The 15,026-nt window shown below is 41.7% G+C and carries 16 protein-coding genes; 13 read left to right on the plus strand and 3 right to left on the minus strand.

All coding sequences use genetic code 11. The annotated features are described in order from the left end of the window. Window positions 1-130: 130 nt before the first annotated feature. Window positions 131-1,258 (minus strand): tRNA guanosine(34) transglycosylase Tgt, encoded by a 1,128-nt coding sequence (tgt, locus tag ABEB05_RS16290; protein WP_265791913.1) that lies wholly within the window; start codon window positions 1,256-1,258, stop codon window positions 131-133. A 159-nt stretch (window positions 1,259-1,417) separates the two neighbouring features. Here tgt and ABEB05_RS16295 point away from each other — a divergent pair, with 159 nt between their 5' ends. From ABEB05_RS16295 to ABEB05_RS16335, 9 genes are all read left to right on the plus strand, one after another. Continuing rightward, a complete protein-coding gene (locus ABEB05_RS16295; protein ID WP_265791912.1) occupies window positions 1,418-2,146 on the plus strand; it encodes a polyprenol monophosphomannose synthase in 729 nt (242 codons plus the stop codon). 125 nt (window positions 2,147-2,271) lie between these two features. Beyond that, on the plus strand, window positions 2,272-3,246 hold the full coding sequence (locus ABEB05_RS16300; protein ID WP_265791911.1) for an acetyl-CoA carboxylase carboxyltransferase subunit alpha: 975 nt from the start codon (window positions 2,272-2,274) through the stop codon (window positions 3,244-3,246). Between the two features lie 2 nt (window positions 3,247-3,248). Then, the gene (locus tag ABEB05_RS16305) at window positions 3,249-3,683 is read left to right on the plus strand and encodes an acyl-CoA thioesterase (protein WP_265791910.1); all 435 of its coding nucleotides are present in this window, start codon (window positions 3,249-3,251) and stop codon (window positions 3,681-3,683) included. Between the two features lie 6 nt (window positions 3,684-3,689). Next, window positions 3,690-4,142: a DUF2085 domain-containing protein gene (locus tag ABEB05_RS16310; RefSeq protein ID WP_265791908.1), complete on the plus strand. Its 453-nt coding sequence runs from the start codon at window positions 3,690-3,692 to the stop codon at window positions 4,140-4,142. A gap of 17 nt (window positions 4,143-4,159) precedes the next feature. Next, the gene (locus tag ABEB05_RS16315) at window positions 4,160-4,753 is read left to right on the plus strand and encodes a DUF4199 domain-containing protein (protein ID WP_265791906.1); all 594 of its coding nucleotides are present in this window, start codon (window positions 4,160-4,162) and stop codon (window positions 4,751-4,753) included. A gap of 17 nt (window positions 4,754-4,770) precedes the next feature. Further along, entirely contained in the window at window positions 4,771-5,733 is a 963-nt protein-coding gene (locus ABEB05_RS16320) for a CPBP family intramembrane glutamic endopeptidase (protein ID WP_265791904.1), read from the plus strand. Continuing rightward, window positions 5,726-6,001: a putative signal transducing protein gene (locus ABEB05_RS16325; RefSeq protein WP_265791902.1), complete on the plus strand. Its 276-nt coding sequence runs from the start codon at window positions 5,726-5,728 to the stop codon at window positions 5,999-6,001. Before ABEB05_RS16320 ends, ABEB05_RS16325 begins: the two co-directional genes overlap by 8 nt. A gap of 7 nt (window positions 6,002-6,008) precedes the next feature. After that, window positions 6,009-6,830, plus strand: coding sequence for a phosphatidate cytidylyltransferase (locus tag ABEB05_RS16330; protein WP_265791900.1), 822 nt, complete (start codon window positions 6,009-6,011; stop codon window positions 6,828-6,830). Then, window positions 6,817-7,842, plus strand: coding sequence for a dipeptide epimerase (locus ABEB05_RS16335; protein ID WP_265791898.1), 1,026 nt, complete (start codon window positions 6,817-6,819; stop codon window positions 7,840-7,842). The genes ABEB05_RS16330 and ABEB05_RS16335 overlap by 14 nt, the downstream gene beginning before the upstream one ends. Window positions 7,843-7,874: 32 nt before the next feature. Here ABEB05_RS16335 and ABEB05_RS16340 read toward each other — a convergent pair whose 3' ends face one another. After that, window positions 7,875-8,315, minus strand: a complete 441-nt coding sequence (locus ABEB05_RS16340; protein ID WP_265791896.1) for a MauE/DoxX family redox-associated membrane protein — start codon at window positions 8,313-8,315, stop codon at window positions 7,875-7,877. A gap of 78 nt (window positions 8,316-8,393) precedes the next feature. Here ABEB05_RS16340 and ABEB05_RS16345 point away from each other — a divergent pair, with 78 nt between their 5' ends. Next, window positions 8,394-9,290, plus strand: a complete 897-nt coding sequence (locus ABEB05_RS16345; protein WP_265791895.1) for a TIGR01777 family oxidoreductase — start codon at window positions 8,394-8,396, stop codon at window positions 9,288-9,290. A gap of 9 nt (window positions 9,291-9,299) precedes the next feature. Here ABEB05_RS16345 and ABEB05_RS16350 read toward each other — a convergent pair whose 3' ends face one another. Then, window positions 9,300-11,915 carry a BTB/POZ domain-containing protein gene (locus tag ABEB05_RS16350; protein ID WP_265791893.1) on the minus strand — a complete coding sequence of 872 codons (2,616 nt, stop codon included), beginning with the start codon at window positions 11,913-11,915 and terminating at the stop codon, window positions 9,300-9,302. Between the two features lie 367 nt (window positions 11,916-12,282). Here ABEB05_RS16350 and ABEB05_RS16355 point away from each other — a divergent pair, with 367 nt between their 5' ends. The 3 genes from ABEB05_RS16355 to ABEB05_RS16365 are packed head-to-tail and all read left to right on the plus strand — an operon-like array spanning window position 12,283 to window position 14,896. Further along, window positions 12,283-12,870: a hypothetical protein gene (locus ABEB05_RS16355; protein WP_265791891.1), complete on the plus strand. Its 588-nt coding sequence runs from the start codon at window positions 12,283-12,285 to the stop codon at window positions 12,868-12,870. Window positions 12,871-12,909: 39 nt separating this feature from the next. Continuing rightward, complete coding sequence (gene hflX, locus ABEB05_RS16360) at window positions 12,910-14,205, plus strand: GTPase HflX (RefSeq protein WP_265791889.1); 1,296 nt, start codon at window positions 12,910-12,912, stop codon at window positions 14,203-14,205. Window positions 14,206-14,227: 22 nt separating this feature from the next. After that, window positions 14,228-14,896, plus strand: a complete 669-nt coding sequence (locus ABEB05_RS16365) for a CBS domain-containing protein (RefSeq protein WP_265791887.1) — start codon at window positions 14,228-14,230, stop codon at window positions 14,894-14,896. Window positions 14,897-15,026 lie beyond the last annotated feature (130 nt).

The following is a 15,026-nucleotide window of genomic DNA, read 5'->3' on the forward strand; positions in this document are numbered from 1 at the left end:
GGACGTGACCCTCTGCAGCGCCGATGGTACTGGCCGACCGGCCGGGAGCGTAGGTCCCCGACTGCTCTTTTATTTACCAAGAGGTGATTCCCCACGGGAGTCACCTCTTTTTTTTATTAGATACAATGCATTAAATCTTAGTATCTAATATCTCTGCCTTTTCTTTATACCATTCATGAAAGGAGTCATTGCTAATCCGCTCTTTTACCTCATCCATTAACCATAAATAGAAGGTAAGATTGTGGAGAGAAGATAACTGTAAACCTAAGAGCTCATTATTGCGGAAAAGGTGGTGAATATAGGACATTTTGTACTTTGAGCATAAATCTGTGGGAAAATCAGGATCCAAAGGCTTGTTATGATTTTTCCATTTAGCGTTGCGAATGTTAATGTAGCCATTCTTTGTGAAAATTTGTCCGTTCCGGGCATTACGAGTAGGAAGTACACAATCGAACATGTCAATACCACGGGCAATGCAGTGCAAAAGATTGGCCGGTTTCCCAACGCCCATAAGATAGCGTGGCTTTTCTTCGGGTAAATAATCAGTATTTAAATCAGTCATTTCATACATCAGGTCCGTGGGTTCTCCTACACTGAGTCCACCAATAGCAATACCTTCAAAATCGAGATCAGTTACATATTTTGAGGACTCTTTTCTTAAATCAGAAAAAGTCCCCCCCTGAACAATTCCGAACTGGAATTGTTTATGCTCATATTTTGGTTGGGTGTTTAAAAAATGTTCCCGCCCCCTTTTTTCCCAGCGGTGGGTGAGCTCCATCGATTCTTTGGCATATTCATAGCTACAGGGGTACGGAGGGCATTCATCCAATACCATGATGATATCAGAGCCAAGGGTGCGCTGTATATCTACAACATTTTCCGGCGTAAAGAGATGTTTAGAACCATCCAAATGGCTCTTGAAATGAGCGCCTTCCTCTTTAAGTTCTCGATTGTCAGAGAGCGAAAATATCTGATATCCGCCGGAATCAGTAAGTATGGGACGTTCCCAATTAATGAAAGGATGTAGTCCACCTGCATTTTCTATAATGTTGCAACCCGGACGTAAATATAAATGGTAAGTGTTCCCTAAAATGATCTGAGCCTTTACCTTATCTATCAATTCATCTTGTTTTACTGCTTTAACCGATCCCAGTGTGCCTACCGGCATGAATATCGGGGTCTCAATTTTTCCGTGATCTGTATGAAGTGTGCCCAGGCGGGCTTTGGTTGATTCAGCCGTCTTATGTAATGAAAACAATGAAATAGAATTTTTAGAAAATGAAAATGGTTGTTTATTTAACGAATTCAACTTAAAATAATGAATTTCTTACTGTAACTTTAATCCCTTGGCAGAAGAGGGATAAGATTTTTAAAACCTAAATAGTGTTAGCAAAGTCGATTTTAAAATCATTATTCTATGGGAAGACATTCCTCATTAGTTATTGTACCAACATATAATGAATCTCATAATATCAGGAGACTTATTCGGCTGGTAATGAAGTTGGGGGATATTGATCTATTAATTATAGATGACGGATCGCCGGATGGAACAGCTGAAATTGTTAAAGAAGAGCAAAAGAAATTCTCTGATCATCTTTTATTAATAGAGCGGCCGGGAAAGCTTGGTTTAGGTACTGCTTATGTGCGAGGTTTTAAATATGCCCTGGAGCATGACTATCAGTATATATGTGAAATGGATGCTGATTTCTCTCATGATCCTAATGATTTGCCGATACTGATAAATGAGGTAAAAGATGGTCGGGCGGACCTAGCGGTTGGCTCGCGCTATGCAAACGGAATAAGTATTATTAACTGGCCGTTAAGCAGGCTCATCTTATCATATAGTGCTAACCTTTATGCCCGATTTATTACGGGGCTTCCAATCTTTGATACTACAGCTGGCTATAAATGTATCCATCGTAAAGTATTAGAGGGTATTTCCGTTGATAAAATTAGTTCTAACGGTTATGCATTTCAGATAGAGCTTCATTTTAGGGCTTGGATTGCCGGATTTCGTCTCAAGGAAGTGGCCATTATTTTTAGAGAACGTGAAGAGGGGGTATCCAAGATGTCAAAATCCATTGTATGGGAAGCGATTTGGCGTGTATGGGCATTAAAAATTAAGAGTATTTTTGGTGCTTTATAGATTAATTTCATTAAAAATAGGCTAACTAAAAACTCATATTTCTCTGATTAAGAAAGTCCTTAAACTCTTCGCTGTAGTTTGTATATTTGAGCATTCAATGATCGAAACAGTTTGATATTATAATTATGCAGTATTTAGATTTTGAACAACCTATTGCTGATTTGGAAGAAAAAATTAAAGAATTGCGTAGTCTTTCAATTGCCGATGAAGAGGTTTTGTCGCCGGAAATTGAGCGCCTCGAAAATCGGGTGGATGAACTGAGGGAATCAATATTTTCAAATTTGACCCGCTGGCAACGAGTACAGTTGGCCCGGCATCCAGAGCGCCCTTATACGCTCGATTATATTGAAAGGATTACCGATAATTTTGTCGAAATCCATGGAGATCGCTATCAAAGTGATGACAAGGCCATAGTAGGTGGGTTTGCCACTATCGAAGGCCAATCTGTGGTTATCATGGGTCATCAAAAGGGCAGGGATACCGAGAGCCGACAATTCCGTCGATTTGGAATGGCAAATCCCGAAGGCTATCGCAAGGCTTATCGGCTCATGAAACTGGGAGAAAAGTTCGATATTCCTGTTATTACGCTGTTGGATACCCCGGGCGCTTATCCCGGACTTGAGGCAGAAGAACGGGGACAGGCAGAAGCTATTGCCAAAAATCTGAAAATGATGGCTACGCTCAAAGTTCCTATTATATCAGTAGTTATTGGAGAAGGGGCTAGTGGCGGGGCTATCGGCATAGGAATGGGTAATGAAGTGTATATGATGGAGAATACCTGGTATTCAGTTATTTCTCCGGAGTCCTGTTCTTCTATTCTCTGGAAAACATGGGATTATAAGGAACAGGCTGCGGCCGTTTTAAAACTTACCGCCGAGGATCTTGATGAACTAAAAGTGATAGATGGCATTATTAAAGAACCATTGGGGGGTGCTCATCGAAATCCCGATCGTTCGGCCAAAGCCGTTAAAAATCAGCTCTTGGCATCCTTAAGTAGACTTAAGGAGATGAGTGAAAATGAACTGGTGGCAGCACGTATCGATAAATATTCGCAAATGGGAGAGTGGGAAATTGCCAGTAAAGCCAAAACAGAACAATAGTCGTGTTTCCTGCTGAAACCCCCATCTACCATTATTCCCACGAACTCCGTAGCCGATATGGTGAAACAGACCAAATGGGATATGTTTATTATGGCCGTTATTTGGAATATTTTGAAGAAGCCCGAACTGAGATGATTCGTTCCCTCGGTTTTCCCTATTCCCGCCTGGAAGAAAATGGAGTAATGCTACCAGTCGTTCATGCACAAGTGGATTATAAAGCTCCTATTTTTTATGATGAACTTATGCGAATTGAGGTAAGTTTGTTTGAAATCCCCACTGTAAAACTGGAAACCTACTATACGGTGTTTACAGAACGCAGGGAAAAACCACATTCGCGGGGTAAAGTTGTTCTGTGTTTTATGAATGAAGGAAGTCGTAAACCTTGTCGCGCACCGGATGACTTTATAGCGAATCTAACAGCTGCTGTGGAATCATGAGAGATTATGAAAAGTCAAAAGATGATTCTTTATTATCTTGTTTTCTTCTTCTCTCTTGCCTTAATGGTTATTGCGCTTGGTGGAGGCGTGTGGGGACAGAGTCAACCTTGGCAATTTCAGTGGCAACATAGTTTATTTCAGCATTTTTGTCATCAGATCCCTGATCGGTCTTTTGATCTTAATGGGCAACCTATGGCTGTATGCAGCCGGTGTCTGGGAGTTTACACAGGTTGGGCTTTGGGGTGGATTCTCTTGCCAATACTAAATATACTTAGAATCGTAGATTTTAATATTTTAGTTAAAATACTTGTTGGAATAGTATTGGTAAATTTAGTAGATATCAGTGGTGATTTTATTAACTATTGGGAAAATACATTAACCTCGCGTTTAGTACTGGGAATGCTACTAGGGAGCGCAGCAGCCATGCTATTTACGGGAGAATTCATTAATAAAAAATAAATCAAAAGGGAAATACTATGGAAGAATCACAAACGAAGGGATTTAATAATCCGGGAGAAGAAACCATAAATGCAGAACTTCCCTCATACTGGACTTCTGTAACGGTTGCCGGTCTGATATTTGGGATTTTAGCCTTCGTGCTGTCTTTAATAACATCTTATGCTACAATCAACTCAGAACCCAGTGGATCAATGTTTTCACCGGTACAGTTTATTGGGGTATTGGTTTGTCTGGCTGGCGCTTTTGGGGGAATGTTGGCAACCTGGCATTATGCGAAGGAATTTAATGTTGGAATAAAGTTGGGGAGAGGGGCATTAATTGGCTTTCTAACGGGAGTAGTTATTACCGTTATAAGTGTTGTTTTAGGTCAGTTATGGCAGCTTATAGATCCGGATATGACCCAAAAACTTATTGAAAGTACGATTGCACAAATGGAGGCAATGGAGTTACCTCAGGAGCAAAAACAGCAGATGATTGACATGACCGCCGAGAATATCAGGAGCCAGCAAAATATTGGCAGCCAACTGCTTTGGGGAATTCCTATGTACGGCATTCTCAATTTGATTACGGGCATGATCGGGGCTAAAATTTTTGGAAAAGAAGAAGAATAACTTAACGATTCTTGTTAATGGAAAAAGATTCAGTTAATTGGCATGATCCTTCGCATATTGAACATAATAATCATCGTTCCTGGATAGAACGGAATGGGTTTTCTGATTGGGCTCTGGCATTATTGTGGATTATTGCCGCTTTCTTTCTGTTTCAGTTTACCGCTATGGTGGTAGCCGGAGTCTTAATTGTGAGTCGGTCTGAGGGAGATATTGATCCCGCCCAGATGATGGCCTCTCTAACCGAGTATCTGGATCTTATGTTCATCGGTAATTCGGTCGGCCAGATTCTTTTTCTGGGATTAGCCACTTGGTTTTTTGCCCGATTGCATACCTCCTCCGATTCTCATCGCTCTTTTATGCGATTTAAGTTTCGGGATGACAGTTTACAGTTTGTCCTTTTGGCAGGGCTGCTGGTTATAGCCGTCCAGCCCACTATTTGGTTTTTGTCATGGCTAAATGCCCTGATCCCAATGCCGGAGGCTTTCTCAAATATCCAGAGTTCGCAAATGGAGATGATCGAAAACTATTTGAGGGGCGACCATCTAGTTTGGCTCACGTTGTTTCATGTAGCCCTGGTCCCGGCCTTTTGTGAGGAGATATTATACCGCAGCTATGTGCTTCGTGCCTTTGAGAAAAGCTGGGGAATATGGCCCGCTATTGTAATTTCAGGACTTTTATTCGGCTTGTATCATGTACAATTGAGTAATCTGTTGCCTTTGGCCTCGCTGGGAATGCTTTTTGCCTATCTGACTTGGGTTTCAAGGAGTATTTTCCCGGCAATAGCTGCGCATTTTATTAATAATGGCGGTAGTGTATTAGTAGGAACGCATTACCCGGAATCGGCTTTTGCAGAGATGACTCCGGAATCGATGCCCCCGCTTTGGGCCGTAATAATTAGTCTGTTAATTTGTACATATATTGTATATTGGATGTACAATCAGTATCAACAAAATCCGCACGGGGAGGCTTATTATGTTTGATGGTCCAAAGCCAAACGACATCGAAGATTGGGTTTGTGTATTTGAACGGGGGACAGAGTATGAGGTAGAAGCGGCCAAGAATTATCTTTCAAGCCTCGATATTCCTTCCAATATTCTTTCCAAACGAGATTCTGCCTTTAGTTTGAATGTGGGCGAAACGGCCTTGGTTTATTTATACGTTCCAAAGGAATATGAGCAGGAAGCCCGGGAGGCTATTGAGGAGCTGGATCTCCCAAGCGATTCGAATGTAGATCAGGAAGAGGAGTAATTCTTTTGTGAGTGAACTAACTAAACGTATTCTTTTTGCTGCTCCGGCCGCTGCGTTTTTCCTGTATATTACCTACTTAGGTGGATTTTACTTTGTAGGACTGGTTATCTTTGTCAGCCTCTTAATACAATATGAATTAATAGATATCAGCGAGGGAGCCGGCTTTAAAGCTGATCCTTATTTCCCCTATACTATTGGAATATGGATACTGCTAGCTCCTTTTCTTTCACATGTTTTAATTATTGGCTTAGGGATTTTTCTTTTATTTGTGGCTATTCAGTTGTTTAAGACCGGTGACATAGGACTTAAATCACTCATATCAACCTTTTTTTGTGGTATATACGCTCCGTTGGGAATGTTAGCGTTGATTTTAGTTCGTCAGCTGGGAAACTCGGAGACGGGCTTTCTGCTCACTCTGACGCTTCTGCTTATGGTCTGGGGAAATGATATTTTTGCTTTTTTTGGAGGCAAACAGTTTGGTAAAAATCATTTGGCTCCTACGGTAAGTCCGAATAAAACCTGGGAGGGCTTCTTTTTTGGCATAGTTGGGGGGCTTGTTGGTTTACTTATTGCCGTGTACACGATTCCGATCGATTTTCCGACTTCATTGTTACTAATGTTACCGGCAGTAGTACTGGTTAGCGTTTTTGGTCCCATTGGGGATCTGACCGAAAGCCGCCTGAAAAGAGCCGCTTCTTTGAAAGATGCTTCAAATATACTGCCCGGACATGGAGGCTTTTTTGACCGGTTTGACGCGTTGATTCTGGCGGCACCTGCTTTTTATTTTTATTTAGAGCTGTTAAGGATTTTTGATTATGCCACATATTGACATTTGTGCTGAGAGATTGCCCTTAACCTTGGCTCAGCCCTTTACCATAGCACGGGGCACCAAAGAAACGGTTGAAAACGTAGTCGTGCGGTTATCTGCTGATGGTATTACTGGATATGGTGAAGCTGCTCCGAATACCCGTTATAATGAAGATTCGGAAAGAGTTTCGGCATTTACGAAAAGCCTTTCAAACGATTTCTTCGACAACATATCAACCGCCCAAGCTCTTGCGAATAAGCTTTCCGCCCGTCGTCCCCAAGTGCAATCTGCGATGGCAGCGGTAGAGATGGCCTGGCTCGACTGGTGGGGTCAAAAGCAGGATAGCCCTCTCTGGCAGTTGTGGAAGGCCCCATCAAATACCACTCCGCCGACCTCCTACACTATTGGTCTTGATACGCTGGAAGTTATGCAGGAAAAAGTACGTGCCGCTTCAGACTATCCCATCCTAAAAGTAAAGCTGGGTACAGATAAGGATCGCGACATCATCCGGGCCATACGAGAAATTACGGATAAGCCCATCCGCGTGGATGCCAATGAGGGATGGACGACCTTGGGCGAAGCGAAAGGACAGATATCTTTTTTGGCCGACCAGAATATTGAAATCGTAGAGCAGCCGATGCCTGTGGCTATGAAGGAAGAGATGCAGCAGCTGAAGCAGTGGTCCCGACTGCCATTATTTGCCGATGAAAGTTTTAAAGGGGATGAAGACCTTGTAGAAATTGGGCAGTCTTTTGATGGGATTAATATAAAATTGGCGAAGATTGGAAGCTTAGTAAAAGCAAAAAGAGTAATTGAACATGCCCAAAAGCAGAATTTAGAAGTCATGATCGGCTGTATGATCGAAAGTTCATTAGGAATCGCAGCCGGAGCTCTTTTGGCTACGCAAGCTGATTATGTGGATCTGGATGGTAACCTGCTTATAAAAGATGATCCTTTTGCAGGGGTAAGTTTAAATAAGGATAAGAGAGTAGTTTTGAGTAACGAACCCGGATTGGGGATACATGCAAAATAGAATTAAGCTTTCTCATGCTGATGTTGGGATTGCTATTCGTTTTGGGATCGTATCAACAAAAAAGCTCCGACAATCAGAAAAATCAGTACCATGTTTCGCAAAAGCGTAAACTCCAGTCCCGAAGCAAAGCCCAAAGCACCGAAACAGCCACAATTTTCTACGCTCATTCCCTGGAAATAAAAGTAGGAGAGAACCGAAGAAAAGCCGATGAGCATTAACAGAGTCCCGGACAGTGCCCATTTGAGGTACCGTCCCCAAAGCAAAAAAACGGCCAGAATAAGCTCAAGTATAGAAGTGGAGATAACAATCAAACTGCTGTATTCTATGAGCCAATAAAATTCCGTTGCCATTAATTCTACCAGGTACTGGGCGTCTGAACCACTGATAAGCTTGCCAATACCGGAAGCCATAAAGATAATTCCCAATAGAATACGGATGGTCTTTAATGCTATGTTTTTATATTTGGGCTTCATTATCTTTATTATGCTTTTATGGAATGAATATTTATTTGTTAATGTAGTTGATGCAAAGTACAATATAGAAATCATTTTATGAATATTTTTATATCTGGTGGAACAGGATTTATAGGGGACTATTTGCGTATGATGTTGCTTAGAGAGGGGCATCTGTTGACAGTTCTTACACGTCATCCTGATGAATATGAAGATGAATCAGCTGAGAATCAGCGATTTGTATCCTGGGATGATGACTTGGTATCCCGGATGGAGGAGTCGGATGTGGTTATTAACATGGCTGGAGCTTCTATTTTTGGACGACGATGGACCGAAGAAGTCAAGGAAAAAATTTATTCCAGCCGAATAGAAAGTACCCGCACCTTGGTAAAAGCTGTAAAAGGAGCTGATAATCCTCCCGATACTTTTATTTCAACCTCAGCAGCTAATTATTATAAGGGCAAGGAAGATCAAGTGCTGGACGAGTCGGCCGAACGAGCAGATAACTTTCTTGCTAATGTATGTATTGACTGGGAGAAAGAAGCCCGTCGTGCAGAGGAGGTAGGAGTGAGAGTTGCTATTCCACGGCTTGGGATTGTATTGGAAAAGGAAGGGGGGGCACTTAGCCAAATGTTAACGCCATTTAAGATGTTTGTGGGCGGACCTATTGGCAGTGGGGAACAGTATTTTCCTTGGATTCATATGCATGATGTGTGCAGGGGATTACTCTTTGCGATCCAACAAGAAGACTTTAGTGGTCCTTTTAATTTGAATGCCCCGAATCCCGTTACGATGAGAGAATTTGCCGATGAGCTGGGATCGCAGCTTAATCGTCCGTCCCTTTTCAGAGTTCCCACCTCTGTCCTACAATTGGCTTTGGGAGAAGCGGCTTTGCCACTAACCGAAAGCCTGCGCATGCAGCCTAAAAAATTACAGCAACACGGCTTTGAATTTCAATATGAATATCTGACTAACGCCCTGGGAGATATTTTATGACTGGATTTTTTATTCGAAAAGCGTCCAGGAAATGACCCCCTCATTAGTAAAAGCGATCAACTCTTGATAACCATCTCCATTCACATCATTAATTATCGGGTATCGCATGCTGTTAGAGGGCAGTGTATTAAGTGATGTTCCATCCGTTACTTGCCATCCCAAAAGTCTTCCGGCATTTGTCAGCATGAGAATATCTTTTCGACTATCTTCATTAATATCAGTTATAAGAGGAGAGAAGTTTTGTTGAACAGGCTGGCCAATATTTTGAGTAAATAGGAGTTGTCCAGTGCTGTCTAAGATGTAAAAAGAACCATTAGCATCTGCGGTAATAATCATTGTTCCCTCTGCTAATTGTCCATCACTTCGAACACGCATATCGCTGAGGGAAGGAGTTCCGGTTAAGGCACTACTTGAAATATTAATAAAACTTGATCCGGAGGAATTTGAGTCCTGTTGTGTATTCGGGAAAAGCTGGCCAGCTCCCATAGCATATAGATTACCATCCTCAGCGTTGGCCAAAATATAGTCCTCAAATATTTGAGGCGAACCATTGATGGGAGCATTGGCAAAGCGTGGGAAACCCTCTTTTGAGCTCCCGTTAATCTCCCAAGCATGCACACCATTGCCGGAAAAGGCAATAACTGATTTACTATTCATGTATTCTTCGACTATGGGTCGAGCAGTAATTTGAGTATTGGTCGTTACCGGCCATCCGCTTATATTATTTCCACGCCCGTTCAGGATGTGAAGCTTTCGATCGGCTGTGGCGACCAAGGCATTTGGCAGTCCATTTCCATCTACATCTGAGACAACCAGTGGGGAAGTAATGGTTTCATCAAGCGTAAATGGAAACCTTGGCAGTAAGTCGCCATTTTCATCCCAACCGTAAACTTTATTACCGGCAGCTAAAAGAATCACATTTTTATCGGTTCCATACCAGTCATAGACTACTGGAGATCCAACCGGCGTGTCATTTCCGGTATTAGCTTCCAGAATACGGTTCCCATCAGCAGAAAGTGCAAAGACACTACCCGATGGAGATGCAAATACAATTTCATCGCGACTACTGCCGCTGATATCGGCAACGACCACTTCACCAGAAAGGTCTGACTGCAAGGGAAACACCCAATTTTCTTCATAGGGATCGCTTTCCTCATCTCCCTTATAAGAAGTAGCATAAAATTGAAGACTGTCCCCCTCTTCTGTAAGAGAAGTTGATAGTGTTAGAAAGCTGGATCTATTCAATATCGTGTTGAGATAACTATCCGGATAGGTAAAAGGGTTTATTAAAGAACCGAAGTTTTCATTTGTAATAAATAGTCCACTTATTTCTTCAGGCAGGTCTTCTTTTATATCTCGAAAAGTTCGTTCATAGTAGACTGTCCTTCTGCGTTCCTTGTCATCTGAAATAATTTCTGTGAGCTCTCTGCGTTTGGATATGGCTACCACATCATCAATAACTGAAAGGTAAAAACTGGGAGAGGAGTTAAGAGAGCTCCCGATAAGTTGAGCAAGTATTCTGCTTTGAATAAAGTAGATGCCATTCTGGACTTCAGCGTGGTCATCATCAACTAAATTATTAAGTATTTCTCTAAATCCGGCAGGGTCATCGAGTTTACGAACAAAAATATGTTCGCCATTTGTTAGAAATCCCGATTCGGCATAGATCGAAACGGCAAATTCAGATTCAAGAGACTCCGATATCGTAGCATAACGATCCGGTTGACTAATAAGCATCGAATCGGTGTGGGAGGTATCGGGTAAAGAGTCGGGCAAATCTTTAGCTGGATTTTGACGAAAAATTCCAAAAGCAGCAGCACTGGATGAAATATATTGATCCAGGCTAATAGGAGCATTGGCATCAGAAATAGTTTCAATAAAGGCACTTTTTTCTTCCTGTGCGAGTGGTATTGTTCCGGAAAGTTGGAAATCATATTTTTCGTTTGGATCAGATATTGAAAGCAAAGCCGGTTTTGTACCCTGAAACGCTTGGTTAAGAGCAGGATGATAGGTCACTTTTGCAATTTGTCGCGAAATCTCGCGCAAAGAAGGGGTATTCATAACAACATGGCCCGGCTGCAATTCGATATGGGTTAAATCAGCTCTTCTGTCATTATTGGAGTAGGCCCGAATTGCATCTTCAAGTCCCAAACTTGATTCGGAAAGCAGAAGCAGGTCATTGAGTGTAGCAGTGAATAAAATCTGATCCTTAATTTGGAGTTTATGAATGGTGGTTTCCTGGAAGTGGTATTTATTTTGGGCAAAGTCCCGATAGTAGTTTTTGAATAATTTTTCGCTGAAGCCATCCGGGGCTTGACCAACCCAAATAGCTTCAAGCCTGTTTTCCGCACCGGGGTAGAGGATCAATCCATTTAGATCCAAGTTGGAGGTCGTGGTAGAGTCAATAGCTTTAAGCGGTGTAATTGCGGAGGCCGTAACACCATCCACCAGGGAAGAATAGGGAGCCTCCATAACAGATCGTAGCGTCGTATTTTCAGCTGGTACAATTATAAAGGGGGCTTTCTCGGGTACGGCTCTCACCCACGGACGATCTTCAGAGGAGGAGCAGGATAATAGGATTATGGGAATCAGCAGTAGAAATGAAAAGTACTTTAGCTTATTCATAAATAAAAACTCAGTTCTCATAAATGGTATCAAAAATTCTGCAGCAAGCTAGTTCTAATTGTTGAATTATGCAGGTAGCCGTTAAAATATTTGTAACGAGCCAAAAGTAATAATTATTAGGATAAATGAATGCTTTTAATTTTCGAGGAGCATCAGTGCTTCCTTTTAACTGCTTGGAATTAGAGAAGTTCCCTCTACAGAAACGGGCATATAGAATAATATGCAATGGAATGGATGTGTATCCGTTAATAGATAAATGTTAAGAATTATAAGATGAATTGGTTTATTTGTCCCGTATTGCTTTACTTACTTGTATACCGTTGGGAATTGAACTTGAGACTAAAGTTATAACCATATCCATTGAGGTATGAGTGAGATCAATTTACATATTTTATTTTGGCTTATCTTGGGATTATTTACCCTGGGATCAGTAGTTATGGCCACTGCGACATTATTTAATGTTGTACGGTTACGCAATGTACGGCTCAGTTGGAAAGCTGGTAAGGTGTGGGGATATCCGCTATTTTCAACTTTATTTGTCTGTTCTACCTTAATTGTCGCAGGGATAGCTCTTTATTATGGTTCAGTAGAAGAAATAATTGCTGCCGGCTTGTATGGTTGGATGGGCGGTTGCTGGTTTTTTACCAGTTTTGTTGCCACAAAGAGATATATAACGGATCATGGTATTGTGAAAAATGTAAATGAGCCGATGCAGACCATAGCATGGCACCAGATACGTGATTTTGTAGAAAAAGAAAAAGAAAATCATATTCACTATATATTCATTTATAGTGGTGATATTTATGACAGTACTTCCAAACTTATTCGTTTGGAGCTTCAGGTTCCGTTACGAAAGAAGGAAGCGTTCAGAAATTTGATTTCACATAAACTTGGACGCCGTATTCGTTGTTATATAAAGGATGATGACGACATCAACGTCGAACAGTTTGAGTAATTCTGCATCTGATTAATTTTAATTTAAAGTTCTAGGCATTTGTTCGAAGAGATACAAAATTCAGATATAGTTCAAGAGCGGACTTTCTTGGTAGGAGTTTATGGTCCGCAAACTCCGCGTATTCAGGCCGAAGAATACTTGGATGAGCTGCAAATGCTCACTCATACAGCAGGAGGGATCACCATAGATAAGATTCTGCAAAATCGGACTCATCCGGATCCCTCTACCTATGTTGGCTCGGGGAAGCTGAGAGAATTAAAGCGTATGGCATCTGATAAGAACGTCGAAACGCTTATTTTTGATGATGATTTGTCGCCTACCCAGATCCGGAATATTGAAGAGGAGACAAAAGCAAAGGTACTGGATCGCAGCGGGCTCATTCTAGATATTTTTGCCTCACGGGCCAAAACAGCCGCGGCTAAAACCCAGGTTGAACTTGCCCAGTTGCAATACTTGTTACCTCGCCTTACCCGTTTTTGGACTCACCTTTCCCGGCAGCAAGGTGGAATCGGGACCAGAGGGCCCGGTGAAACCCAAATTGAGACCGACCGCCGGCTGATTGACAAACGCATTGCCACACTAAAAGAGAAGTTGGAAAAGTTGGATCGTCAGCGACAGACTCAACGTAAAAGGCGATCAGATAATATCCGTATTTCCCTGGTGGGTTATACGAATGCGGGTAAGTCAACACTAATGAATACCATAACCAACACCGAGGTGTTGGCAGAAGATAGGTTATTTGCGACGCTTGATTCGACGGTTCGACGGTGCGAAATATCAGAATATGAAGTATTACTTTCAGATACAGTCGGATTTATTCGCAAATTGCCGCACGACTTGATTGAAAGTTTTAAATCAACCTTAGACGAGGTGCGGGAAGCAGATATTTTACTTCATGTTGTTGATGCCTCCGCTCGAATGATTGATGACTATATTGAAGTTGTTGATGATACCCTAAAAGATATGGAGGTAACGGACGATAAGAAGCTCTTGCTGGTATTTAATAAAATTGATGCAATTGATCCCCGGAAGATTACTGAACTGCGCCGTGTTTATCCGGATGCTGTATTTATTTCAGCAGAACGGGGGATCGGAATTGGAAAGCTCGAAGAGCAAATACAGAACCTCATTGAAGAGGATTTTGTGACCGAAACAATGAGGATACCGGCCGCAAAGTACGAAGGAGTGGCATTTTTACATCGCGAGGCGAATATTTTGGAAAAGAAATATGTAGGATCAGATATAGAACTCACATTTAGTATAGCAAAGCCCGATTTAAAGCGGTTAAAATCATTACTGGATAATATCGATACGGCTGAATCAGTTATAGAGTAAATATCCAAACAGGTCACTGCTTATGCTGGTAACAAAAAAACTCATAACGTCTAAGTTCGAACCCTTAAAGGGAGATACGTCTCTCGAATCGGTTAAGAAGCGTATGGAAGAGTCTGGTATATATACTCTTCCAGTGGTAGATAGCACTACGCATGCCTTAATTGGCCAGGTTTCTTTACGTCAGTTGGATGGAGCAGAAGAAGGGCAGGTTGTTTCCGATCTTGAACTCGAAGAGCCGGTAAAAGTGTACAGAAGCCAGCATATCTTTGAAGCAGCACGGCTCTTCCTCCAGTATGAGCGAGAAATTTTGCCGGTTATTGACGAGGAATGGACGCTGCTTGGAGTGATAACCAGAGATGTGATTTTAGAGCATTTGGCACAGTTGTTAAATGTAGCGGAAACAGGTTCTGCCATTACCGTAACACTTGATCGTATTGATTTTTCAATTTCAGAAATCGTTAATATAATTGAAACGGAAGGGGCCAAGATATTGGGTATGACGGTTGAAAAACCCAGTGAATCCCAGCAGACATTTACTATATCTTTTGTGCTTGATATACAGGACGTGAGTCGCGTTGCGGCAGCGCTTCGACGGTACGACTACATCGTTGCAACTGATTCTGAAAATGAGGTTTTACGGGATGATCTCGAAAACCGGGCAGATGAGTTAATTAAATATATTGATATGTAAATAAAATAAGCTATTAGTGCGTTTATAGACGGGTCTAACGAAAGCATTAATACTTGTTTATTTTCCCTCCTTAAATGAAGCGTGCATCCAAGGGAACTTTTTTAAATTATTTGTATACCAAAACAAGGAG

The sequence above is a fragment of the Fodinibius salicampi genome, from assembly GCF_039545095.1.
GTDB lineage: Bacteria > Bacteroidota > Rhodothermia > Balneolales > Balneolaceae > Fodinibius > Fodinibius salicampi.